This window comes from Streptomyces sp. NPDC107517 (assembly GCF_055582645.1).
The window spans coordinates 616,295-640,310 of sequence record NZ_JBVJPM010000002.1 but is presented as its reverse complement, the minus strand read 5'-3'; the positions used below and the strand labels follow the sequence as shown (position 1 = coordinate 640,310).

At 69.8% G+C, this 24,016-nt stretch carries 18 protein-coding genes and 1 tRNA gene; 13 read left to right on the top strand and 6 right to left on the bottom strand.

Annotated features, from left to right (window positions below; translation table 11 throughout):
• Nucleotides 1-43: 43 nt before the first annotated feature.
• Together ACZ67T_RS06625 and hrpB are read left to right on the top strand one after the other, a co-directional pair.
• On the top strand, nt 44-985 hold the full coding sequence (locus ACZ67T_RS06625) for a class I SAM-dependent methyltransferase (RefSeq protein WP_469981931.1): 942 nt from the start codon (nt 44-46) through the stop codon (nt 983-985).
• Nucleotides 986-1,031: 46 nt separating this feature from the next.
• Entirely contained in the window at nt 1,032-3,575 is a 2,544-nt protein-coding gene (gene hrpB, locus ACZ67T_RS06620) for an ATP-dependent helicase HrpB (protein WP_469981929.1), read from the top strand.
• On the opposite strand, the gene pgfA is transcribed toward hrpB, so the two are convergent.
• The 3 genes from pgfA to ACZ67T_RS06605 all read right to left on the bottom strand — a co-directional run bounded on the left by pgfA (nt 3,565) and on the right by ACZ67T_RS06605 (nt 6,628).
• A complete protein-coding gene (gene pgfA / locus ACZ67T_RS06615; protein ID WP_469981928.1) occupies nt 3,565-4,566 on the bottom strand; it encodes a cell envelope lipid trafficking protein PgfA in 1,002 nt (333 codons plus the stop codon). The genes hrpB and pgfA overlap by 11 nt on opposite strands.
• A 20-nt stretch (nt 4,567-4,586) precedes the next feature.
• On the bottom strand, nt 4,587-4,721 hold the full coding sequence (locus ACZ67T_RS06610; RefSeq protein WP_107489191.1) for an SPW_0924 family protein: 135 nt from the start codon (nt 4,719-4,721) through the stop codon (nt 4,587-4,589).
• A 173-nt stretch (nt 4,722-4,894) separates the two neighbouring features.
• A complete protein-coding gene (locus tag ACZ67T_RS06605) occupies nt 4,895-6,628 on the bottom strand; it encodes a lytic transglycosylase domain-containing protein (RefSeq protein ID WP_469981926.1) in 1,734 nt (577 codons plus the stop codon).
• Nucleotides 6,629-6,842: 214 nt separating this feature from the next.
• On the opposite strand from ACZ67T_RS06605, the gene ACZ67T_RS06600 reads away from it, so the two are divergent.
• Entirely contained in the window at nt 6,843-7,805 is a 963-nt protein-coding gene (locus tag ACZ67T_RS06600; RefSeq protein ID WP_469981924.1) for a DUF4184 family protein, read from the top strand.
• Nucleotides 7,806-7,890: 85 nt separating this feature from the next.
• On the opposite strand, the gene polA is transcribed toward ACZ67T_RS06600, so the two are convergent.
• Nucleotides 7,891-10,617, bottom strand: coding sequence for a DNA polymerase I (polA, locus tag ACZ67T_RS06595; RefSeq protein ID WP_469981922.1), 2,727 nt, complete (start codon nt 10,615-10,617; stop codon nt 7,891-7,893).
• 123 nt (nt 10,618-10,740) lie between these two features.
• On the opposite strand from polA, the gene ACZ67T_RS06590 reads away from it, so the two are divergent.
• The 8 genes from ACZ67T_RS06590 (at nt 10,741) to ACZ67T_RS06555 (ending at nt 20,640) form a co-directional block, all read left to right on the top strand.
• Nucleotides 10,741-13,032 carry an FdhF/YdeP family oxidoreductase gene (locus tag ACZ67T_RS06590; RefSeq protein ID WP_469981920.1) on the top strand — a complete coding sequence of 764 codons (2,292 nt, stop codon included), beginning with the start codon at nt 10,741-10,743 and terminating at the stop codon, nt 13,030-13,032.
• A 79-nt stretch (nt 13,033-13,111) separates the two neighbouring features.
• A complete protein-coding gene (locus ACZ67T_RS06585) occupies nt 13,112-13,573 on the top strand; it encodes a PaaI family thioesterase (protein ID WP_326776269.1) in 462 nt (153 codons plus the stop codon).
• A gap of 393 nt (nt 13,574-13,966) precedes the next feature.
• Nucleotides 13,967-14,632, top strand: coding sequence for a hypothetical protein (locus ACZ67T_RS06580; RefSeq protein WP_469981918.1), 666 nt, complete (start codon nt 13,967-13,969; stop codon nt 14,630-14,632).
• Between the two features lie 423 nt (nt 14,633-15,055).
• Nucleotides 15,056-16,255, top strand: a complete 1,200-nt coding sequence (locus ACZ67T_RS06575; protein WP_469981917.1) for a branched-chain amino acid ABC transporter substrate-binding protein — start codon at nt 15,056-15,058, stop codon at nt 16,253-16,255.
• A gap of 110 nt (nt 16,256-16,365) precedes the next feature.
• Nucleotides 16,366-17,295: a branched-chain amino acid ABC transporter permease gene (locus tag ACZ67T_RS06570; protein WP_469981915.1), complete on the top strand. Its 930-nt coding sequence runs from the start codon at nt 16,366-16,368 to the stop codon at nt 17,293-17,295.
• 5 nt (nt 17,296-17,300) lie between these two features.
• Nucleotides 17,301-19,070 carry a branched-chain amino acid ABC transporter permease gene (locus ACZ67T_RS06565; protein ID WP_469981914.1) on the top strand — a complete coding sequence of 590 codons (1,770 nt, stop codon included), beginning with the start codon at nt 17,301-17,303 and terminating at the stop codon, nt 19,068-19,070.
• 5 nt (nt 19,071-19,075) lie between these two features.
• Nucleotides 19,076-19,927 (top strand): ABC transporter ATP-binding protein, encoded by an 852-nt coding sequence (locus ACZ67T_RS06560; protein WP_469981912.1) that lies wholly within the window; start codon nt 19,076-19,078, stop codon nt 19,925-19,927.
• A complete protein-coding gene (locus ACZ67T_RS06555; RefSeq protein WP_469981911.1) occupies nt 19,924-20,640 on the top strand; it encodes an ABC transporter ATP-binding protein in 717 nt (238 codons plus the stop codon). The genes ACZ67T_RS06560 and ACZ67T_RS06555 overlap by 4 nt, the downstream gene beginning before the upstream one ends.
• Nucleotides 20,641-20,720: 80 nt before the next feature.
• On the opposite strand, the gene ACZ67T_RS06550 is transcribed toward ACZ67T_RS06555, so the two are convergent.
• On the bottom strand, nt 20,721-21,377 hold the full coding sequence (locus ACZ67T_RS06550) for an ANTAR domain-containing response regulator (RefSeq protein WP_469981909.1): 657 nt from the start codon (nt 21,375-21,377) through the stop codon (nt 20,721-20,723).
• Nucleotides 21,378-21,479: 102 nt separating this feature from the next.
• On the opposite strand from ACZ67T_RS06550, the gene ACZ67T_RS06545 reads away from it, so the two are divergent.
• Both ACZ67T_RS06545 and ACZ67T_RS06540 read left to right on the top strand, forming a co-directional pair.
• A tRNA-Leu gene (locus tag ACZ67T_RS06545) sits at nt 21,480-21,552 on the top strand.
• A 105-nt stretch (nt 21,553-21,657) separates the two neighbouring features.
• Nucleotides 21,658-22,419 (top strand): transcriptional regulator, encoded by a 762-nt coding sequence (locus ACZ67T_RS06540; RefSeq protein WP_469981907.1) that lies wholly within the window; start codon nt 21,658-21,660, stop codon nt 22,417-22,419.
• An 8-nt stretch (nt 22,420-22,427) separates the two neighbouring features.
• Here ACZ67T_RS06540 and pyk read toward each other — a convergent pair whose 3' ends face one another.
• Nucleotides 22,428-23,864: a pyruvate kinase gene (gene pyk, locus ACZ67T_RS06535; protein ID WP_469981905.1), complete on the bottom strand. Its 1,437-nt coding sequence runs from the start codon at nt 23,862-23,864 to the stop codon at nt 22,428-22,430.
• Nucleotides 23,865-24,016 lie beyond the last annotated feature (152 nt).

Here is a 24,016-nt window from a genome sequence, read left to right as displayed (position 1 = left end):
CGCAGCGCAACTTGTAGCATACGGGGGCAGCCGGACAGGGTCAATGCGCGAAGGCGCACACCCGGGGCGAACTTCGCAAACCCGGCACAAAACCTGTCGCACGAGGCCACATGGGCCGCTCGGCACTCTGCCGCGACGGGTTGAACGGAAGAGTACGACTAGGGAGCCCATCATCCAAGAGCCCGAACCGTTCGAGCCTGAAGCCACCCGGCGCGATGCCGGCATCACGGAGAGTTCCCGTGCCAATCGTGGCTGGTGGGACAGGAACGCGGACGACTATCAGGTCGAGCACGGCACGTTCCTCGGGGACGACCGCTTCGTGTGGGGGCCCGAGGGCCTCGACGAGGTGGAGGCCGAGCTGCTCGGCCCGCCGGAGGACCTGAAGGACAAGGTCGTCCTGGAGATCGGCGCGGGCGCGGCGCAGTGCTCACGCTGGCTCGCCGCGCAGGGCGCGCACCCCGTCGCGCTCGACCTCTCTCACCGGCAGCTCCAGCACGCGCTGCGCATCGACGGCGGCGCGGTGCCGCTGGTGGAGGCGGACGCGGGCGCGCTGCCGTTCGCGGACGGCTCCTTCGACCTGGCCTGCTCGGCGTACGGCGCACTCCCCTTTGTCGCCGATCCGGTGCGGGTGCTGCGGGACGTGCACCGGGTGCTGCGGCCCGGCGGCCGGTTCGTGTTCTCGGTGACGCATCCGATCCGCTGGGCGTTCCCGGACGAGCCGGGGCCGGAGGGTCTCTCCGTGGCGGCCTCCTACTTCGACCGCACCCCTTACGTGGAGCAGGACGACGAGGGGCGCGCCATATACGTGGAGCACCACAGGACGGTCGGTGACCGGGTGCGGGACATCGTGGCCGGCGGGTTCCGTCTGGTGGACCTCGTCGAGCCGCAGTGGCCGGCATGGAACACGCAGGAGTGGGGCGGCTGGTCCCCGCTGCGCGGAAATCTGATCCCGGGGACGGCGATCTTCGTCTGCGAGCGGAGCTAGGCGGGGGGCGCCTCCGGCCGAAGTCTCCCGGGGGGAGACTGAGCAGGTGATCCGTGACGACGCTCTGGACCTGCCTGTACGCAGTGCGCTGCCCGGCCTGCGCGAGGCCCTCGACGGGCCCGCGGCGCCGGGCAGCGCCGCTCTCGTGGCGCCGCCGGGGACCGGCAAGACGACCCTGGTGCCGCTGGTGCTCGCCGGGCTCGTCGGTGACGGGCCCGCGCGGCGTGTCGTCGTCGCGGAGCCGCGGCGGATCGCGGCGCGGGCCGCGGCGCGGCGGATGGCGTGGCTGCTGGGCGAGAAGGCCGGCGAGAGCGTCGGCTACACGGTGCGCGGTGAGCGGGTGATGGGGCGCGACGCGCGCGTGGAGGTCGTCACGACGGGTGTGCTCCTGCAACGGCTCCAGCGCGACCAGGAGCTGGCGGGCGTGGATGTCGTCATGCTCGACGAGGTCCACGAGCGACATCTGGACGCGGACACGGTCGCGGCGTTCCTGTGCGACGTGCGCGAGGCGCTGCGGCCCGAGCTTCGGCTGGTGGCGGCGTCGGCGACGACGGACGCGCAGGGCTGGGCGCGGCTGCTCGGCGGGGCGCCCGTCGTCGAGGCCGAGGGAATCTCGTATCCCGTGGAGACGGTGTGGGCCCCGCCCGGGCGACCGGTTCGGCCGCCGCACGGGATGCGGGTGGATCCGGCGTTGCTCACGCACGTGGCGGCGGTGGTGCGGCGCGCGCTGCGGGAGCGGAGCGGGGATGTGCTGTGCTTCCTGCCGGGGGTCGGTGAGATCGCGCGCGTGGCCGGGCAGCTGGGCGGGCTGGGTGACGTGGATGTGCTTCAGGTGCACGGGCGGGCGCCGGCCGCGGTGCAGGACGCGGTGCTCTCGCCCGGTGCGCGGCGGCGGGTGGTGCTCGCGACGTCCGTGGCCGAGTCGTCGCTGACGGTTCCGGGTGTGCGGGTCGTCGTGGACTCGGGGCTCGCGCGGGAGCCACGGGTGGACCACGCGCGCGGGCTGAGCGCCCTGACGACCGTACGGGCCTCTCAGGCGGCGGGACGGCAGCGGGCGGGGCGCGCCGGGCGCGAGGCTCCCGGCGTGGTGTTCCGGTGCTGGACGGAGGCGGAGGACGTGCGGCTGCCTCGGTTCCCCGCGCCGGAGATCAAGGTGGCGGACCTGACGGCGTTCGCGTTGCAGGCGGCGTGCTGGGGCGATCCGGACGCCTCGGGCCTCGCGCTCCTGGACGCCCCGCCGGCCGGGGCGATGGCGGCGGCCCGGTCCGTCCTGACGGCGATCGGGGCGGTCGGGGCGGACTCGGGCCGGGCCACGGAGCGCGGCGCACGCCTCGCGGGGCTCGGCCTGCATCCCCGCCTGGCCCGCGCCCTCCTCGACGCGACCTCGCTGGTGGGCGCTCGCCGCGCGGCCGAGGTGGTCGCCCTCCTGAGCGAGGAGCCGCCCCGCGACTACGGCGACGATCTGGCCGCCGCGTGGCGCACCGCGCGCCGGGGCGCCGACGCGTACGCCGCGCGCTGGAAGACGGAGGTACGGCGGCTCACGGGGGCGGCAGGGGCGGGATCGGAGCCAACCGCCGGGCAGGCCCCGGTGCGCGAGGCCGGGACCGGGGACCTGTCCGAGGACCGGGTCGCCGGCGTCGTCGCCGCGCTCGCCTTCCCCGAGCGGGTGGGGCGCGGGCGGGACGGCGAGTATCTGATGGTGTCCGGTACACGGGCCGCGCTCGCGGAGGGGTCCCGGCTGCGGGGTGCTCCGTGGATCGCCGTCGCGGTCGCCGACCGGCCTGTGGGCGCCGGGCACGCGCGCGTGCGGCTCGCCGCGGTCGTCGACGAGGAGGTCGCGCTGCGTGCCGCGGCGCCGCTGCGTACCGAGGGGGACGAAGTGGCGTGGGCCGACGGGGAGTTGGTGGCGCGGCATGTCGAGCGGCTCGGCGCGGTGGAACTCGCCGTGCGCCCGCTGAAGGAGGCCGCCCCCGCTCTCGTACGGGAGGCGTTGGAGGAAGGGCTTCGGCGGGAGGGGTTCTCTCTGCTGCGGTGGTCCCGGGAGGCCGGGGAGCTGCGGGAGCGGCTCGCGTTCCTGCACCGGACGCTGGGCGCGCCCTGGCCCGACGTGTCGGACGACGCGCTGCACGCGCGCGTGGACGAGTGGCTGGAGCCGGAGCTCGGCAAGGCGCGGCGCCGGTCCGATCTGGGCCGGATCGACGCGGGCCAGGCGCTGCGGCGGCTGCTCCCCTGGGCGAGCGGGGACGCGGCCCGCCTCGACGAGCTGGCGCCGGAGCGCCTTGAAGTGCCGAGCGGATCAAGGATCCGGATCGACTACGCGAACCCCGAACAGCCCGTACTGGCCGTGAAGGTGCAGGAGATGTTCGGGCTGCACGAGTCGCCGCGCGTGGCCGGTGTGCCGGTCCTGGTGCATCTGTTGTCCCCCGCGGGGCGGCCCGCGGCCGTGACCGCGGATCTCGCCTCCTTCTGGCGCGAGGGGTACCGGGCGGTGCGCGCCGAGCTGCGCGGCCGGTACCCGAAGCATCCGTGGCCGGAGGATCCGGCGGGCGCGGTCGCGACGCGGCACACGAGCGCCCGGCTCAGGCGCTGACGGGTTCCGACTCGTGCTCCCGAGCGGCCTCGGGCTCGCCCGGGCGGCGACTGCGGGCCTCCAGCCACAGGGAGAGCGCGAGCAGGAGCAGGCCGAGGACGAGGAAGCCCCAGGGCAGGTACGAGGTGAGCAGGACGACCAGGACGCGGTTGGACTTGACGAGGTCGACCGTCGACTTGATGTAGTCCTCGCGCATCTTCACGTGGCCCTTGAAGACCGTCACCTTGTCGCGGCCCCCCAAGAGCGTGCCGCCGCGGAGTTCGTTGTTCTGGATCTCCTCGCCGTAGACGGGGGCTCCGGTGACCGGCTCGACCCAGAACTTGCGGACGGTGCTGTACCAGCGGGTGGTGCCGGTCTTGGCGACGGACTCCGGTGTGATGCCCTTGACCGGCATCGTCTTGGGGAGCGGAACCTTCGTCCAGGGGATGGTCTGCTCGAAGTAGTAGACCTTCACTCCGCGGAAGGTCTGGGTCCCCTTGTAGTGGATGGGCCGGGTGACGCGGGCCTGGGCGTCGTAGTACTCGTAGTCCCGCTTCTCGGTGAGGAAGGGCCACTTGAACTCGATGCCGTCGCGCCTGACCTTGTCGCCGTCGACGGTCTCGGCGTACTTGCCCGTGGGGTGGACGGGTGCCTGGCTGTGGGCGTCGAAGACGTAGCGCTCGGGGACCTGGGAGACCATCTTGCCGTCGGGTCCGACGATGTAGGAGAGGGAGTCCCAGACGACGACGTCGCGGCCCGCGCTCTTCTCGACCTGTTCGGAGGCCTCCACGTTGCCCTTGAGCGTCTGGACGACGGTGACCTTGGGGACCTTCTTCGCCTGCATCGAGCCGTAGTCGAGGAGGGTCGGGTTCTTCGCCTCCAGGACGACGCTCTGGTACTGGCCGGCCGGGATCTTCGCGAGGCGCGGGAACGCGTACCAGCGCATCAGCGGGGACATCGCCGTGCAGAACACGGCGAGAGCGAGCAGGATCAGGCTGGCCTTGCGGCGCATCGCGGCGGCCTCCTCGGCGGTCAGGGGTGCTTGGGGACGGTGGTCAGCAGCGGTTTGGGCGAGGTCTCGCCGGGCGGGGAACCGATCGCCGAGATCGTGATGACGAGGGCGAGCGCCACGGCAAGACCGGTCGCGGCGGCGATCAGGGCACGCATGCAGCCTCCCGGCGGATCACCGGATCCGAGATCTGATAGGTCGTCAGGTCTGGGGCACCGTAGCAACGCGCGGCCGAGATGAGAACACGTTGCACAACAGCGCCGCCCCCTCGGCCGGAGAACGGCGAGGGGGCGGCGCGGGTGCTGCTGGTCACGGCGTGCGCCGTGGGGAGTTACGTCGCCGACGGCGAGGCCGAGGGAGTGGCCGTGGCGGCGGCCGCGGTGACCTTCAGTTCGATGGTGAGGGTCGCGCCGCCGGTGGTGTCGATGCGGAGCAGGAACGTGCCGGTGGCGTCGTCCGCGTAGATCTTCGGCAGCTGGAGTCGGCCGTCGCCGTCGGTCTTGAGGCCCTTGAGGGTGCGGATCGCCTTGCCGTCCGCGTCCTTGAAGTAGGGGCCCTTGTCGTTCTCGGTCGCGTCGTCCTTCGACTTGATCAGCGTGGCCGTGGTGGCGACCCCGTCGGCGGCGGCGCCCTTGTAGGTGGCCCTGATCTGGACCGGGTCGGCGAACTGGCCGCCGGCCTCGCAGGTCAGCTCCTTGTCGTCGGTCCGGGTGACGGTGTCGGCCTGGCGGGCGGACACGGTCGCCGTGTAGTCGAGGCCGGGCAGGTTGCGGTCGACGACGGTGGCGCGGACGGTGAACTCTCCGGTGTCCTCGCCCGCCCTCAGCGGCGGCGCGGTGGCCTTGCCGGTGCTGTCGGTGACGACGGTGACGGTCTTGAAGCCGCCGCTGAACGTCAGATCCGTGTCGCCGACGACGGTGAGCTTCACCTTGATCGTGCCGACGCCCTTGCCCGCGGCGTTCTCCGTGCGCACGGCGACACGTTCGGCGAAGGCGTCACCCGCGGTCGCGGCGAGTGTGCCGGTACCGGCGTCCTCGATGTGCGCGACCGACTCGGCGGGCGTGGGCGGCTCGGGGCTCGTGGAGCCTCCGCCGCCCGGCTTCGACGGGTCGGTGCCCGGGGAGCCGCCCGGCTTGCCGGGCTTCGACGGCTCGGACGACGCGGGCGGCTCGGAGGTGCCGGGGGACGGGCTGGTCGTGCCGGGGCTGCTCGGCGAGGGCGAGGGGCTGAGGGCTCCGTCGCTGCGGTTGCCGGGCTGGACTCCGGTGCCGTCCGGTACCTCGTGGGTGCCCTTGCGGTAGTAAGCGAGCCACTTCAGGACCGTCTTGAGGTACTCCTCCGAGTGGTTGTAGCTCAGGATCGCCGCGTTCAGGCCGCCGCTCTGGGACAGGTCTCGGTCGCCGCGGCACAGGTAGTGGCCGGCGGCGAGCGCGGCGTCGTAGATGTTGTTGGGGTCCTTCTTGCCGTCGCCGTTGCCGTCGCGGCCGGACCACTCCCAGGTCGACGGGATGAACTGCATGGGGCCGACGGCCCGGTCGTGCGTCCTGTCGCCGTCGTAGGCGCCGTTGTCGGTGTCGGTGATCCTCGCGAAGCCGTTGCCGTCGAGGACCGGGCCGAGGATCGGCTTGAGCGTGGTGCCGTTCGCGTCGACGTTGCCGCCGCGGGCCTGGCCCGACTCGACCTTGCCGATCGCGGCGAGCAGCTGCCAGGGGAGGTTGCAGCCCGGCTTCGTCGCGGCGAGCTCCGCCTCTGCCTTCTTGTAGGCGTCGAGGACGGTGGCCGGGATACCTGCCTCGTTCCCGCCGGTACCCGTGCCGCCCGGGCTGCCGGGTCCCGTACTGGGGGGCGCGGTGGGGCTGTTGAGAGGCGGCAGGTCGGTGTAGTACGGGGAGTCGCCGGTCGCCGAGTCGCCGGGCGAGGGCGTCGCGTCGGCGCTGGAATGCCCGCCGTTCTGCGCGTCGGTGAAGCCCGGCGCCTGTGACGCGGAGAGCGCCGCCACGGCGGCAGCTGCCACAGCGGTTGTCATCGCCGACCTGCGCAACCGCTTTCCGAATAGCGCCGCCATGCCGTGAGCCCCTCCGATTGCCGACCGTTTCCGGGTCCGCCCACGCTCCCCAGCGTGGAGTGACCCACGCGACACTACGACAACTTCCCGCGCGCAGACACCCGTTCGTGCCCGATATTTGCCGGTTGGCCACGTACGCGTTTCCGCGATCGCGACGGCCATACTGAGCGGCACCGCGTACGCACCGCATCAAGAACCGTCCGAGGGGGACCTCTTGCCGTTCACGATCAGTCATGCCGCGGCCGTGCTGCCGGCCGTCCGCCGTGACGGCACGGGGCGCGGCGCGCTCGTGCCGTCGCTGCTGGTGGCGGGCTCGTTCGCGCCTGACGTGACGTACTTCGCGGAGAGTGCGGTGCCGGGGGCGATGGAGTTCGGGGACTTCACCCACTCCTTCCCGGGCGTCTTCACGATCGACGTGGCCATCGCCGCGGCACTGGTCGGGCTGTGGCGCCTGCTGCGGGAGCCGGTGATCGCGCTGCTGCCGGCGCGGGTGCGGGGGCGGGTTCTTGTGGTGGCGCGGGGTGCGGGCGGCGCTCGGGGCGGCGGCTCCGCGTCCGGCGCTTTCGCGTCTCGCGGCTCCACGTCTGGCGGCTCCCCGTCTGACGCATTCGCATCGGGCCGCTCCGCGTCCGACGCATTCGTGCGGGAGCGGCGGCCGGTGGCCGCGGTGTGGTGGTGGTACGTGTCCGCCGTCCTCGGCGCGGCGACACACGTGGTGTGGGACGCGTTCACACATCTCGACCGGTGGGGCATGCGCGTGTTCCCGGTCCTCGGCGAGAAGATCGCCGGCTCCCCTCTCTACTGGTACGCGCAGTACGGGGGTTCGGCGGTCGCGCTCGTCGTGATCGCGCTCTTCGTGGTGTCGGCGGTGCGCCGTGTCCCCTCGTCGGCCGCCGCCGACGCCCGCGCCGCGCTGCCTCAGCTCTCGGCGGGTGAGCGGTGGGTGGCGGCGCTGGTGATCGGTGGGTGCGTGGCGGTGGCCGCGGGGGTACGGACGGTGCGCTGGTGGACGTACTGGGGAGCTGCCGCCAAGCCGTGGGAGATCATCCCGACCCTGTGCTTCGGCGGGGGCGCGGGCCTCGTACTCGGCCTGGTCGTGTACGCGCTTGTCGTGCGGGCGCGTCGAGGAGCGGCCGATCGCAGGGAGGCGCCGGCTCCGGTGCCACAAGAACGGTGAACAAGGTCGTGAACCAGGTAAGGGGCAAAGCCCGTTGGCCCTGCCCCTTGCCTGAACTCACGTCCGGACTCCCGTCCGCCGGAGGCTAGTGCGCCGCGGACTCCCAGTCCGGGCCCACGCCCACCGACACGTCCAGCGGCGCCCGCAGTTGCACTGCCCCGGCCATCTCGCGCCGGACCAGCTCCTCCGCCGCCGAGGCCTCGCCCGGGGCGATCTCCAGGACGATTTCGTCATGGACCTGGAGCAGCAGCCGGGACTTGAGCTTCGCGTCCTTGAGCGCCTTGTCCACGTTCAGCATGGCGATCTTCACGATGTCGGCGGCCGTGCCCTGAATGGGGGCGTTGAGCGCCATGCGCTCAGCCATCTCACGGCGCTGGCGGTTGTCGCTGTTGAGGTCCGGCAGATACCGGCGGCGGCCGAGCATCGTCTCGGTGTAGCCCGTGGCGCGCGCCTCGTCGACGACGCGGCGCAGATAGTCGCGCACGCCGCCGAACCGCTCGAAGTACGTGTCCATGAGGACCCGCGCCTCGCCCGGCTCGATGTTCAGCTGCCCGGACAGGCCGAACGCGGACAGGCCGTAGGCGAGCCCGTACGACATGGCCTTGATCTTGCGGCGCATCTCCGCGTCGACGGCGGACCGCTCGACGCCGAAGACCTGCGCGCCGACCGTGGTGTGCAGGTCCTCGCCGGAGGTGAACGCCTCGATGAGGCCCTCGTCCTCGGAGAGGTGCGCCATGACGCGCAGCTCGATCTGGCTGTAGTCCGCGGTCATGAGCGACTCGAAGCCCTCGCCGACGACGAAGCCGCGGCGGATGGCCCGGCCCTCGTCGGTGCGGACCGGGATGTTCTGCAGGTTCGGGTCCGTCGAGGAGAGCCGGCCCGTCGCGGCGACGGTCTGGTTGAACGTCGTGTGGATGCGGCCGTCCGCGGCGATCGTCTTGATGAGGCCCTCGACGGTGACGCGCAGCTTCGCCTGCTCGCGGTGGCGCAGCATGATCACGGGGAGTTCGTGGTCGGTCTGCGTGGCCAGCCAGGCGAGCGCGTCCGCGTCCGTCGTGTACCCGGTCTTCGTCTTCTTCGTCTTGGGCAGGTCGAGCTCGCCGAAGAAGACTTCCTGGAGCTGCTTGGGCGAGCCGAGGTTGAACTCGTGGCCCACCGAGGCGTGGGCCTCCTTCACCGCCTGCTGGACGGCGCCCGCGAACATCTGCTCCATGGCCTCCAGATGGGCGCGGTCGGCGGCGATGCCGTGCCGCTCCATGCGGGCCAGGAGCGCGGACGTGGGCAGCTCGACGTCCTCGAGGAGGCCGGCCGCACCGACTTCCCGGAGCTTCCCGCCGAAGGCCTCGCCGAGGTCGAGGATCGCGCGGGCGTGCACCATGAGCGCGTCGGCCTCGGCCTGGTCGTCGTCCTCCGTACCGAAGGCGAGCTGTCCGTCGGCCGCCGCCGGGGCGAGCTCACGGCCGAGGTACTCCAGGGTCAGCGCGTCGAGCGCGAAGGAGCGGCGGCCGGGCTTGACCAGGTACGCGGCGAGCGCCGTGTCCATGGTGACGCCGTCCACGGTCCAGCCGTGCTCGGCGAAGACCCGCATGACGCTCTTCGCGTTGTGCAGGACCTTGGGCTTCGCGGCGTCGGCGAGCCAGGCCGCGAACGCGTTCTCGTCGGCCTCGTCGAGCTGGGTGGGGTCGAACCAGGCGGCGGCTCCCCCGGCGCCGGCGAGCGCCACCTCGGTGACGGATCCCGTGCCGAGCGTCCAGGTGTCGACGGTGGCGAGGCCGAGGACCGCGTCGCCGTGCTCGGCGAGCCACGGGGCCACCTCGCCCGCGCCGAGGACCGAGCCGTCGACGTCGACGCCCGGCTCGGCGGGCGCCTGTTCGGCCTGCTCGGCGCCCGGGTCGACGGCGAGGAGCCGCTCGCGCAGCGACGGGTTCCGGATCTCCAGGGTGTCCAGGACCATCGCGAGGGCCGTGCGGTCGTACGCGGTGCGCTCCAGGTCGTCGACCGTCTTGGGGAGCTCGACGTCGCGCACCATCTCGGTGAGCCGGCGGTTCAGCTTGACGGCTTCGATGTGGTCGCGGAAATTCTGCCCCGCCTTGCCCTTGACCTCTTCGGCGCGCTCCACGAGCTCGGCGAACGAACCGAACTGGTTGATCCACTTCGCGGCGGTCTTCTCGCCGACGCCGGGGATGCCCGGCAGGTTGTCCGACGGGTCGCCGCGCAGGGCCGCGAAGTCCGGGTACTGGGCCGGCGTGAGCCCGTACTTCTCCTCGACCTTCTCCGGCGTGAACCGCGTCAGCTCGGAGACGCCCTTCGTCGGGTAGAGCACCGTGACGTGGTCGCTGACGAGCTGGAAGGAGTCCCGGTCGCCGGTGACGACCAGGACGTCGAACCCGGCGGCCTCGGCCTGGGTGGCGAGCGTGGCGATGATGTCGTCCGCCTCGAACCCGTCGACCGCGAAGCGCGGTGTGTGCATCGCGTCGAGGACCTCGCCGATCAGCTCGACCTGGCCCTTGAACTCGTCCGGGGTCTTCGAACGGTTCGCCTTGTACTCCGTGAACTCCTCCGAGCGCCACGTCTTGCGCGAGACGTCGAACGCCACCGCGAAGTGCGTGGGCGCCTCGTCACGCAGCGTGTTCGCCAGCATCGACGCGAAGCCGTAGATCGCGTTGGTCGGCTGTCCGGTCGCGGTCGTGAAGTTCTCCGCGGGCAGCGCGAAGAACGCGCGGTACGCCAGCGAATGCCCGTCCATGAGCATCAGCCGCGGCCGGCTGCCTGAGGTCGTCTTCTCGGTCTTCTTCGCTGCTGTCTCTGCCACGCCCCCGATCCTGCCACGCCCCACTGACAGTCCGGTCCGCCACGGGCCGCCGGCGGGGGCTGTCAGCCGTGCGTGCGAGGATCGGCGACGTACCTCACACGTGTGCTCGAAGGGGATCAGACGATGGCAACGAAGCCGCCCACGGGAGATCCGGTCCAGGACGCGCCGCAGGTGGACGCACCGCTGCGCGCCGCCGCCGGGCTGCCCGCCGTCGCCCATTCCCTCAAGATCGCCCAGCAGCAGATGGGCGTGCGCCGCACCGCGCTCACCCTTCTCCGCGTCAATCAGAAGGACGGCTTCGACTGCCCGGGCTGCGCCTGGCCGGAGCCCGAGACCCGGCACAAGGCGGAGTTCTGCGAGAACGGCGCGAAGGCGGTCGCCGAGGAGGCCACCCTGCGCCGGGTCACTCCCGACTTCTTCGCCGCGCATCCCGTCGCCGACCTCGCGACCCGCTCCGGGTACTGGCTGGGCCAGCAGGGCCGCCTCACCCACCCCATGTATCTGGCGGACGGCGCCGAGCGCTACGAGCCGGTGTCCTGGGAGCGCGCCTTCGACATCATCGCCGAGGAGCTGGCCGCCCTGGCCTCCCCCGACGAGGCCGTGTTCTACACCTCGGGCCGCACGAGCAACGAGGCGGCGTTCCTCTACCAGCTGTTCGCCCGCGAGTTCGGCACGAACAACCTGCCCGACTGCTCCAACATGTGCCACGAGTCGTCCGGTTCCGCGCTCACGGAGACCATCGGCATCGGCAAGGGCAGCGTCCTGCTGGAGGACCTCTACCGGTCCGACCTGATCATCGTGGCCGGACAGAACCCGGGCACGAACCACCCGCGCATGCTCTCCGCCCTGGAGAAGGCCAAGGAGAACGGCGCGAAGATCATCACGATCAACCCGCTGCCCGAGGCCGGACTCGAGCGCTTCAAGAACCCGCAGACCCCGCAGGGCATGTTCAAGGGCGCCACCCTGACCGACCTGTTCCTCCAGATCCGCATCGGCGGGGACCAGGCCCTCTTCCGCCTCCTGAACAAGCTGATCCTGGAGACGGACGGCGCCGTCGACGACGCCTTCGTAGAGGAACACACCCACGGCTACGAGGAGTTCGCCGCCGCCGCCCGCGCCGCCGACTGGGACGCGACACTGACGGCGACGGGCCTGGAGCGCGCCGAGATCGAGGAGGCCCTCTCCCTCGTGCTCGCCTCCGAGCGCACCGTCGTGTGCTGGGCGATGGGCCTCACCCAGCACAAGCACTCCGTGCCCACGATCCGCGAAGTGGTGAACTTCCTGCTCCTGCGCGGGAACATCGGCCGCCCCGGCGCGGGTGTCTGCCCGGTGCGCGGCCACTCCAACGTGCAGGGCGACCGCACCATGGGCGTCTTCGAACGCCCCGCGCCCGCCTTCCTGGACGCCCTGGAGAGGGAGTTCGGCTTCGCACCGCCGCGCGAGCACGGCTTCGACGTCGTACGGGCCATCGAGGCACTGCGCGACGGCGAGGCGAAGGTGTTCTTCGCGATGGGCGGCAACTTCGTGGCGGCCTCCCCCGACACCGACGTCACCGAGGCCGCGATGCGCCGCGCCGCCCTGACGGTGCACGTGTCGACGAAGCTCAACCGCTCCCACGCGGTCACCGGCGCGCGCGCCCTGATCCTGCCGACGCTGGGCCGCACCGAGCGCGACGTCCAGGGCAGTGGCGAGCAGTTCGTGACCGTCGAGGACTCCATGAGCATGGTCCACGCCTCCCGTGGCCGCCTCGCGCCCGCGAGCAAGCACCTCCTGTCGGAGCCGGCGATCGTGGCCCGCCTCGCGCGCCGCGTCCTGGGCGAGGCGTCACGCACGCCCTGGGAGGAGTTCGAGAAGGACTACGCCACGGTCCGCGACCGCATCGCGAACGTCATCCCGGGCTTCGAGGACTTCAACGCGCGCGTGGCTGGTTCTGCTGGTCGCCCGGGCGGCTTCACCCTGCCGCACGGCCCACGCGACGAGCGGCGCTTCCCCACCACCACCGGCAAGGCGAACTTCACGGCCGCGCCCGTCGAGCACCCGAAGCTCCCCGAGGGCCGGCTGCTGCTGCAGACCCTGCGCTCGCACGACCAGTACAACACCACGATCTACGGCCTCGACGACCGCTACCGCGGCATCAGGAACGGCCGCCGGGTCGTCCTCGTCAGCCCCCACGACGCCCAGGACCTGGGTCTCGCCGACGGCTCCTACGTCGACCTGGTGAGCGAGTGGAGGGACGGCGTGGAGCGCCGCGCCCCCGGCTTCCGCGTCGTCCACTACCCGACGGCCCGGGGCTGCGCGGCCGCGTACTACCCGGAGACCAACGTCCTGATCCCGCTGGACGCCACCGCTGACACCAGCAACACCCCCACCAGCAAGTCCGTCGTCGTCCGCCTGGAACAATCGGCGACCGACTGAGCGTTTGCTCAGGCGGCCGACCAGGCCGAACAGCACCCACAGCACGAACACCGACAGACGACGAACGGAGCCGGGCACCATGGGCGAGCACAGCAGCGTGAAGTTCCCGCAAGAGGTCATCGACGAGTACGCGGCGCTCGGCGTCGACCTGCCCGCCATGTTCTCCGCGGGAGATCTCGGCACCCGCATGGGCGTCGAGATCAAGGAAGCGTCCGCTGACCGCGTCGTCGGTACCATGCCCGTCGAGGGCAACACGCAGCCCTACGGCCTGCTGCACGGCGGCGCCTCCGCGGTGCTCGCCGAGACACTCGGCTCCGTCGGCTCCATGCTCCACGGCGGCAGCTCCAAGATCGCCGTCGGCGTCGACCTGAACTGCACGCATCACCGCGGCGCCCGCTCCGGCCTCGTCACCGGCGTCGCCACGCCCGTTCACCGCGGCCGCTCCACCGCCACGTACGAGATCGTGATCACCGACGAGCAGGACCGGCGGGTCTGCTCGGCCCGCCTGACCTGCCTCCTCAAGGACATGCCCACGAGCTGAGGCCCGCCGGCGCGCCGCAGGGCTCGTCGTCACCGGGCGGGCCCCACTGCGGGCTGATCCGCCACAGGGCTCGCCCGTGACAGGGCCGGTCCGGTCTCGACTGGGCCGGTCCGTCACAGGGCGCCACAACGATCACGCCGCTTCACGCCGCGTTCCCGGCGCGGACGGCCACCGCCGCCACGCCGGGCAGGGCAGACGCCGACCAGGGGACGGGAGCCGGGCAGCACGGCACACGGCCGCCGCCGACGCGCTTTCGGCCCACGCGAAGCCTCCCCGCCGGCCACCACAGCGCAGACATCCACCGCACCGGCCCATGGCTCAACCGGCCGCTCACACACCCCAGTTGCGCCCGTCCACCTTGGCGGACCCGCCCCCTCCGCACTAGCGTGGAGCATGGCCGGCATCGGACCCGTCGAGCCGGAACCCGCCTCCGGCGACGGCACCCCGCACACCCCCGCCCGCACCGACACCCTGTGGGCCGGCTCCCCCAACTCCCCCCACCTCCATGAGCGTTGGGCAGCCCTTCCGCCGCGCCTGCGCCGCACCCTGCAGGCCGCGCTCGCCGCCGCAGCCATCGCGGGCGCCTACACGTACACCGCCCTCACCACCACCCCGGCCGCACCCACCCCCACCCCCTGGCCCTCCCAGGTCACCTTCCTGCACTACGAGGGAACGCTCCCGCCGGACCCGCACCACCCGCGCACCGCCACCTTCCGCTTCACCGTCTCCGTGCGCGACACCCACCCTGTGATCATCCGTCAAGTACGAGCCGGGCTCCCGGGATTGGCCGCCCACGCCACCCCCGCCCTGCCACTGACAGTGAAGGGCGGCACCCCGCAATTCCTCACGGTGTGCATCTCCGTATACAAGTGCACCGCCCTGCCGCCCGGCTTCACCCTGCCGTACCTCGACCTCGGCCTGCGCAACCGTCAGGCACAGCAGCAGCACAGCTACCTCTTCGGCGGCGCCTTCCCGCGCGACCTCGCCACCTACCTGCACGACGCCTGCGGACCGCGCACCGGGCACTGCGGACCGCGAACCGGCCTCACACGGAAGTAACACTCGGTTACCTCTGCCGCAACAGAGCAATGCGGAGCGCGAGCCACCGCCACCCGGAGCACCCGGCACCCGCCCCGCCGACAGCACACTCCCGCCCGTAAGGACCAAGATCACCTCAAGTTCCTTAGCGGAACAGCATGTTCTCTACACACGAGCGCCGGCCACCCCTGCCCCCAAGGCCCGATCGCCCCCACCGCACCCGCCCACGAGCACCGCGTCATAACAAGAGCGTCACATCCTTCCCTCCTCAGCTCCCCACCCCACCCACCTGCGCTTATAGTCACGGCCAGTCACCGCGCCGCCGGGCGCGTCTGCTGCACGGCCCTGTACCACCCCAGTACGGCCCGGCGAGACACACGGCCCCCAACCGCGGGAGCCGCGCCAGGGAGAGGATTGATCGTGCGACACCGTTCCTTGCTCATCATGACCAGCGTGCTCACCACCGGAGCACTCACGCTCACCGCCTGCGGATCGCGCGACGACAACAAGGGCAGCGACAGCGGCAAGAAGACCACCGTCGTCATCGGCGTCGACGCCCCGCTCACCGGCGCGAACTCCGCCACCGGCCTCGGTATCCAGTACGGCGTCCAGATCGCCGTCGACGACGCCAACAAGAAGAACACCGTTCCCGGCGTCACGTTCAAGGTGAAGGCGCTCGACGACAAGGCCGTCCCCGCCACCGGCCAGCAGAACGCCACCGCCCTCGTCGGCACCAAGGAAGTCCTCGGAGTCGTCGGCCCCCTCAACTCCGGTGTGGCCACCTCCATGCAGCAGGTCTTCGCGACGGCCAACCTCGTCGAGATCTCGCCCTCCAACACGGCGCCCGAGCTCACCCAGGGCAAGAACTGGCAGACCTCGAAGAGCCGCCAGTACAAGTCGTACTTCCGCACCGCCACCACCGACGCCCTCCAGGGCGGCTTCGCGGCCGACTACGCGTACAACACGCTCAAGAAGAAGAAGGTCTACGTCGTAGACGACAAGCAGACCTACGGCGCCGGCCTCGCCAAGCTCTTCACCGCGGGCTTCAAGAAGGCCGGCGGCAAGGTCGTCGGCACCGACCACGTGAACACCGGTGACAAGGACTTCTCCACCCTCGTCACCAAGATCAAGAACTCCGGCGCCGACCTGCTCTACTACGGCGGCCAGTACGACGAGTCGCAGATCCTCACCAAGCAGCTCAAGGACACCGGCGCCAAGATCCCGCTCTTCGGCGGTGACGGCATGTTCACGCCGACCTACATCAAGACCGCCGGAAAGGCCGCCGAGGGCGACCTCGTCACCTCCGTCGGCGTCCCGGTCACCACGCTGCCCGCCGCCAAGGACTTCATCGCCACCTACAAGGCCAAGAAGTACCCCGGCGACTACGGCACCTACGGCGGCTACTCCTACGACGCCGCGACCGCCATCATCAAGGCCGTCGGCAACGTCGTGAAGGACGGCAAGGTCCCCTCCGACGCCCGCGCCAAGGTCGTCGAAGAGGTCCAGAAGACCAAGTTCGACGGCATCGCCGGCCCCGTCGCCTTCGACGAGTACGGCGACACCACCAACAAGCAGCTCACCGTCTACCAGGTCACCAAGGGCGAGTGGAAGGCCGTCAAGAGCGGCACCTACGACGCCGGCTGACCCACCCCGCACCGCACGCACCACACAGGGCCGCGCGGCCACGACGACCCGTCACCGCGCGGCCCCACCCATATTCCTGCCCCACTCTCCCCACCCATGGAGGCCACGCGGTGAACACCCTGCCGCAGCAGCTGGCCAACGGGCTGTTCCTCGGCTCGATGTACGGGCTGATCGCCATCGGCTACACGATGGTGTACGGCATCGTCCAGCTCATCAACTTCGCCCACGGCGAGATCTTCATGACCGGCGGCTTCGGCGCACTCACGGTCTACCTCGCGCTCCCCGACGGCATATCCATGTGGATAGCCCTACCGGCGATGCTCATCGGAGGCGCACTCGTCGCCACCCTCATCGCCGTCGGAGCCGAACGCTTCGCGTACCGGCCACTGCGCGGCGCGCCACGCCTGGCCCCCCTCATCACCGCGATCGGCCTCTCCCTCGCACTCCAGCAGGCCGTCTTCAACTGGTACCCCGACGCCAAGAACGCCATCGTCTTCCCGCAACTCCCCTTCGGGCCCTTCCACTTGGGCGACATCCGCGTCCAGAGCGGCGACGTCTTCCTGATCATCGCCGCCCCCCTGTGCATGGCCGCCCTCGCCTTCTTCGTCCGCCTCTCGCGCACCGGCCGCGCCATGCAGGCCACCGCCCAGGACCCGGACACCTCCCAGCTCATGGGCATCGACACCAACCGCATCATCGTGATCGCCTTCGCCATCGGCGGCATCTTCGCCGCCGTCGCCGGCGTCGCCTACGGCCTCAAGTACGGCTCCGTCCAGTACGACATGGGCTTCCAGGCCGGCCTCAAGGCCTTCACCGCAGCCGTCCTCGGCGGCATCGGCAACATCTACGGCGCCATGCTCGGCGGCGTCGTCCTCGGCCTCGCCGAAGCCATGGCCACCGCCTACATCTCCGACATCCCCGGCATGGAACAGTTCGGCGGCCAGGGCTGGGCCTCCGTCTGGGCCTTCGTCCTCCTCATCCTCGTACTGCTGCTACGGCCACAAGGCCTGCTCGGCGAACGCGTCGCGGACAGGGCGTGATCCCCATGACCACACAGAAGACCGAGACCGCCCGCGGACTCATCGCCCTCCCCGCCGGCGCCGCCCGCATCCTCATCGCCACCGGCGCCATCGGCACCATCGCCAGCACCTTCATGTCCTGGACCTGGACCTCCGACTTCCCCGGCGACCTCACCGTCTACGGCTACCCCGCGGGCCTCCAGGTCATCGCCCTCGTCGCAGGACTCGTCACCCTCCTCTTCGCCCTCCCCCTGTGGAACGTACGAGGACTGCACCGGCTCAACCCCGCCGGCGCCACCTCCCCGATCCTCCTCACCACCCTCGCCGGCTTCACCGTCTGCTGGTACGCGGCCATCGCCATCACAGTCGAACTCGGCGGACTCGCCAACCTCGACCCCGGCGCCTACGTCGCCGCCGTCGCCTCCGCACTCCCCGTCCTCGGCGCCCTCGCCCTGCCCCGCCCCGGCGACACCGCCAAGGACTACCTCACCAAGCCCGACCAGCCCGCACCCACCGGCCAACTCCCCGGCTGGGCACAGCGGCTGACCGTGACCCTCGGCATCACCCTCGGCCTCATCGCCTTCACCTACGGCATCGGCATCAACGACGAAGAGAGCGAAACCTTCATCGGCTTCGTCCTCCTCCTCATCTTCGTCGCCTGGGCCCTCGTCCACGCCGGACAGCTCGACCGCTTCTCCACCCTCTGCGCCCAGAACAAGGGCTTCGCCACCGGCATCGCCTTCCTCGCCGCAGCGATCTTCCCCTTCACCCAGAGCGAGGACCACAACGCCAACCTCGGCGTCAACATCCTGATCTTCGCCACCGTCGCCCTCGGCCTCAACATCGTCGTCGGCCTCACCGGACTCCTCGACCTCGGATACGTCGCCTTCCTCGGCGTCGGCGCCTACGCCGCCGCCCTCGTCTCCGGCTCCGAGTTCTCCCGCTTCTCCGGAGTCCAGTTCCCCTTCTGGGCCGCCGCCCTCACCGGCATGGCAGCCTCCCTCGTCTTCGGCGTCCTCATCGGCGCCCCCACCCTGCGACTGCGCGGCGACTACCTCGCCATCGTCACCCTCGGCTTCGGAGAGATCTTCCGCATCGCCGTCAACAACATGGACGGCAGCTCGGGCCCCGACATCACCAACGGCCCCAACGGCATCGCCTCCATCCCCGACCTCGAGATCTTCGGGTTCAACCTCGGTGCCAGCCACGACGTCGCCGGCTTCACCCTCGGCCGCTTCGCCAACTACTTCTTCCTGATGCTCCTCATCACGGCACTCGTCGTCCTCGTCTTCACCCGCGCCGCCGACTCCCGCATCGGCCGCTCCTGGATCGCCATCCGCGAAGACGAAACCGCCGCCACCGCCATGGGCATCAACGGCTTCCGCGTCAAACTCATCGCCTTCGCACTCGGCGCCACCCTCGCCGGCCTCGCCGGCACCGTCAGCGCCCACGTCACCTACAGCGTCGTCCCCAGCCCCTACCAGTTCGCCGGCGCCGCACCCCCCAACAGCGCCTTCCTCCTCGCCGCCGTCGTCCTCGGCGGCATGGGCACCGTCAGCGGCCCCCTCCTCGGCGCCTCGCTCCTCTACCTCATCCCCGAAAAGCTCACCTTCCTCAAGGAATACGAGCTCCTCGCCTTCGGCATCGCACTCGTCATCCTCATGCGCTTCCGCCCCGAAGGCATCATCGCCAACCGCCGCCGCCAACTCGAATTCCACGAGACCGGCCAACTCGACATCCCAGAACAACAAAGCCTGCCCGACAGCACCGTCGGCGCCACCAAGGCAGGGGCGTGACCCGCATGACCACCACCACGACCACTGCCGTCCTCGAAGCCAAAGGCGTCACCATGCGCTTCGGCGGACTCACCGCCGTACGCTCCGTCGACCTCACCGTCAACAGCGGCGAAATCGTCGGCCTCATCGGCCCCAACGGCGCAGGCAAAACCACCTTCTTCAACTGCCTCACCGGCCTCTACATCCCCACCGAAGGCCAGGTCTCCTACAAGGGCACCGCACTCCCGCCCAAACCCCACCTGGTCACCAAAGCCGGCATGGCCCGCACCTTCCAGAACATCCGGCTCTTCGCCAACATGACCGTCCTCGAAAACGTCCTCGTCGGACGCCACACCAGGACAAAAGAAGGCCTCTGGTCCGCACTCCTGCGCGGCCCCGGCTTCAAGAAAGCCGAACGCGCCTCCGAAGAACGCGCCATGGAACTCCTCGAGTTCATCGGCCTCGCCCACAAGCGGGACCACCTCGCCCGCAGCCTCCCCTACGGCGAACAGCGCAAGCTCGAAATCGCCCGCGCACTCGCCAGCGAACCCGGCCTGCTCCTCCTCGACGAGCCGACCGCCGGAATGAACCCCCAAGAGACACGCGCCACCGAAGACCTCGTCTTCGCCATCCGCGACAAGGGCATCGCCGTCCTCGTCATCGAGCACGACATGCGCTTCATCTTCAACCTCTGCGACCGCGTCGCCGTCCTCGTCCAAGGCGAAAAGCTCGTCGAAGGCACCTCCGAAGTCGTCCAGGGCGACGAACGCGTCATCGCCGCCTACCTCGGCGAACCCTTCGAAGGCGCCCCCGAAGACACCGCCGCAGCCGCAGTCCAAGCCGCGGAAGCACACGCCACGGAAGGAGACGACCAGTGAGCGCACTCCTCGAAGTAGAAGACCTCAAGGTCGCCTACGGCAAAATCGAAGCCGTCAAGGGAATCTCCTTCAGCGTCCAACAAGGCGAAGTCGTCACCCTCATCGGCACCAACGGCGCCGGCAAAACCACCACCCTGCGCACCCTGTCCGGGCTCCTCAAGCCCCTCAGCGGCAAAATCACCTTCGACGGGAAACCCCTCACCGGCATCCCCGCACACAAGATCGTCGCCATGGGCCTCGCCCACTCCCCCGAAGGCCGACGCATCTTCCCCCGGCTCTCCATCGCGGAAAACCTCCAACTCGGAGCGTTCCTCCGCTCCGACAAGGCAGGTATCGAGAAGGACATCCAGCGCGCCTACGACCTCTTCCCCATCCTCGGCGAACGCCGAAAGCAAGCCGCGGGAACCCTCTCGGGCGGCGAACAGCAAATGCTCGCCATGGGCCGCGCCCTCATGTCCCAGCCCAAACTGCTCATGCTCGACGAACCCTCCATGGGCCTCTCCCCGATCATGATGCAGAAGATCATGGCGACCATCGCCGAACTCAAGTCCCAGGGCACGACCATCCTCCTGGTCGAACAGAACGCCCAGGCCGCGCTCTCCCTCGCCGACCACGGCCACGTCATGGAAGTCGGCTCCGTCGTCCTCTCCGGAACCGGACAGGACCTCCTCCACGACGAATCCGTCCGCAAGGCCTACCTCGGCGAAGACTGAACCCGCACACAGATACGGCTGAGGCCCGTACCCCACTCGGGGCACGGGCCTCAGCCACATCTCGTTCGAATACGGAGAACTCAGCCCTTCGCGGCCTTCTTCTCCTCAGCGTCCTGAATAACCGCCTCAGCAACCTGCTGCATCGACAGACGACGATCCATCGACGTCTTCTGAATCCACCGGAACGCCGCCGGCTCCGACAGACCGTACTCCGTCTGCAACACCGACTTCGCCCGGTCCACCAGCTTCCGCGTCTCCAGCCGCAGAGTAAGGTCCGCGACCTCGTTCTCCAGCGTCTTCAGCTCCTGGAACCGCGACACCGCCATCTCAATGGCCGGAACGACATCACTCTTGCTGAACGGCTTCACCAGATACGCCATCGCACCCGCGTCCCGCGCCCGCTCCACCAGATCGCGCTGCGAGAACGCCGTCAGCATCAGCACCGGAGCAATCGACTCCTCCGCGATCTTCTCCGCCGCCGAGATGCCATCCATCTTCGGCATCTTCACATCAAGGATCACCAGATCAGGCTTGTGCTCACGCGCCAGCTCGACCGCCTGCTCACCGTCACCGGCCTCACCGACGACCGTGTAGCCCTCTTCCTCGAGCATCTCTTTGAGGTCGAGGCGGATCAGAGCCTCGTCCTCAGCGATGACGACACGGGTCGTCAGCGGCGGGACGTGCGACTGGTCGTCGTCGGGCGCGTCTACGGGCTGGGGCGACTCGGGGGCGGTCACGTTAGCTCCTTGTTCAGGGCACGGGTACTGCTCCCAAGAGCGTACCTAGCTGCGATAAGGTGGGGACACGGCGGGTGACCGCCAACCTCTGTTTTAGAGGAAGCCCCGGTAGTCCAGCGGTAGAGACACGGTGCTCAAACCACCGACAGCGTCGGTTCGAATCCGACTCGGGGCACTTTTCCTTCGATTCGAAGGTTGCGAACGCTAGCGGATGTTCACGTTCTCGTGAACATCCGCTTTTTGCTGCGTGGCGTGTCGCCCAGTCGCACAGAGTGGCCGCATGTACGACATGAGTACACGCAAGCGAGTACTGGCCCTGGTCGCCCAGGGAGGCAGCCTGAACTCGGTGAGCAAGGAGACCGGGGTCTCCCGGGCCGCAATCCGCTCCTGGCAGGTCGACATCGAACCGCGCAAGCGCTCGGGCCTTCCCTGCCCCAGATGCGCCGACACCCCAGGGCTGCCAGAGGACCGAGCGGCGTACTCCTATCTGTTGGGCCTCTATCTGGGCGACGGCTGCCTCAACGAACACCGACGGGGCGTCCACTTCCTGCGCATCTTCATGGACAACGCCTGGCCGGGTCTCGTCGACGCCTGCGAAGCGGCCATGCGATCCGTCCGCCCCGACAACAGTGTGTGTCGCGTCAAGAAGCCGGGCTGCGTCGCAGTCACCGCCTCCAGCAAACACTGGCCCTGCCTCTTCCCCCAGCACGGCCCCGGCAAGAAGCACGACCGGAAGATCGTGCTGGAACCCTGGCAACAGGAGATCGTCGACGCCCACCCGTGGGAGTTCATCCGCGGGCTCATCCACTCCGACGGCTGCCGGATCATCAATTGGACCGAGAAGGTCATCGCCGGCGAGCTCAAGCGCTACGAATACCCCCGGTACTTCTTCACCAACCTGTCGGGCGACATCATCACGCTCTTCACCGACACCCTGGACAGAGTGGGCGTTGAGTGGCAACAGGCGAACCATCGCAACATCTCCATCGCCCGCAAAGCCTCAGTCGCCCTCATGGACACCCACATAGGCCCCAAATACTGACCCGCCCCCTACTTCGGGCTGTCGTCCTCGCCGATGTGGTGGACGCGGACCAGGTTGGTGGAGCCGGAGACTCCGGGCGGGGAGCCGGCCGTGATGACGACGATGTCGCCCCTCTGGCAGCGGCCGTACTGGAGGAGGAGTTCGTCGACCTGGTCGACCATCGCGTCGGTGGAGTCGACGTGGGGGCCGAGGAAGGTCTCCACGCCCCAGGTGAGGTTGAGCTGGGAGCGGGTGGACGGGGTCGGGGTGAAGGCCAGGAGCGGGATGGGTGAGCGGTAGCGGGAGAGGCGGCGGACCGTGTCGCCGGACTGGGTGAAGGCCACGAGGAATTTCGCGCCGAGGAAGTCGCCCATTTCGGCTGCGGCGCGGGCGACGGCTCCGCCTTGGGTGCGGGGTTTGTTGCGTTCGGTGAGGGGCGGGAGGCCCTTGGCGAGGATGTCTTCCTCGGCCGCTTCGACGATGCGGCCCATGGTGCGGACCGTTTCGATGGGGTATTTGCCGACGCTGGTCTCGCCGGAGAGCATGACGGCGTCGGTGCCGTCGATGACGGCGTTGGCGACGTCGCTCGCTTCTGCCCTGGTCGGGCGGGAGTTGTCGATCATCGAGTCGAGCATTTGGGTCGCGACGATGACCGGCTTGGCGTTGCGTTTGGCGAGTTTGATGGCGCGCTTTTGGACGATGGGGACTTGTTCGAGTGGCATTTCGACGCCGAGGTCTCCGCGGGCGACCATGATTCCGTCGAAGGCGGCGACGATGTCGTCGATGTTGTCGACGGCCTGGGGTTTTTCGACTTTGGCGATGACGGGGAGGCGGCGTCCTTCCTCGTCCATGATGCGGTGGACGTCTTCGATGTCGCGGCCGCTGCGGACGAAGGAGAGGGCGATGACGTCGGCGCCGGTGCGCAGGGCCCAGCGGAGGTCTTCCTGGTCCTTGTCGCTGAGTGCGGGGACGGAGACGGCTACGCCGGGGAGGTTGAGGCCTTTGTGGTCGGAGACCATGCCGCCTTCGATGACGGTGGTGTGGACGCGGGGGCCGTCGACGCCGGTGACTTCGAGGGTGACTTTTCCGTCGTCGACGAGGATGCGTTCGCCGGTGGTGACGTCGGTGGCGAGGCCGTCGTAGGTGGTTCCGCAGGTATGGCGGTCGCCTTGGACGTGGGGTTCGACGGTGATGGTGAATTCGTCGCCGCGTTCAAGGAGTACGGGGCCTTCGCGGAAGCGTCCGAGTCTGATCTTCGGGCCTTGAAGGTCGGCGAGGATTCCGACGCTGTGGCCGGTTTCGTCGGAGGCCTTTCGGACGTGGTGGTAGCGCTCCTCGTGTTCGGCGTAGGTGCCGTGGCTGAGGTTGAGGCGTGCTACGTCCATTCCGGCTTCGACGAGTGCCTTGATCTGCTCGTACGAGTCGGTGGCTGGGCCCAGGGTGCAGACGATCTTTGCTCGGCGCATGGTTCGAGCCTAGGGCTTACCGGCGGGTAGGGAATCGGCTGCGTATGACTACCCAACCACCTTTAGGTGAAGGGTTATTGACAAGTGTTGAATTGTGCATGGGGGTGCTCCGATGAGCATTTATTTCGGTGCGGCGGGTGTTCGGGGGGCGG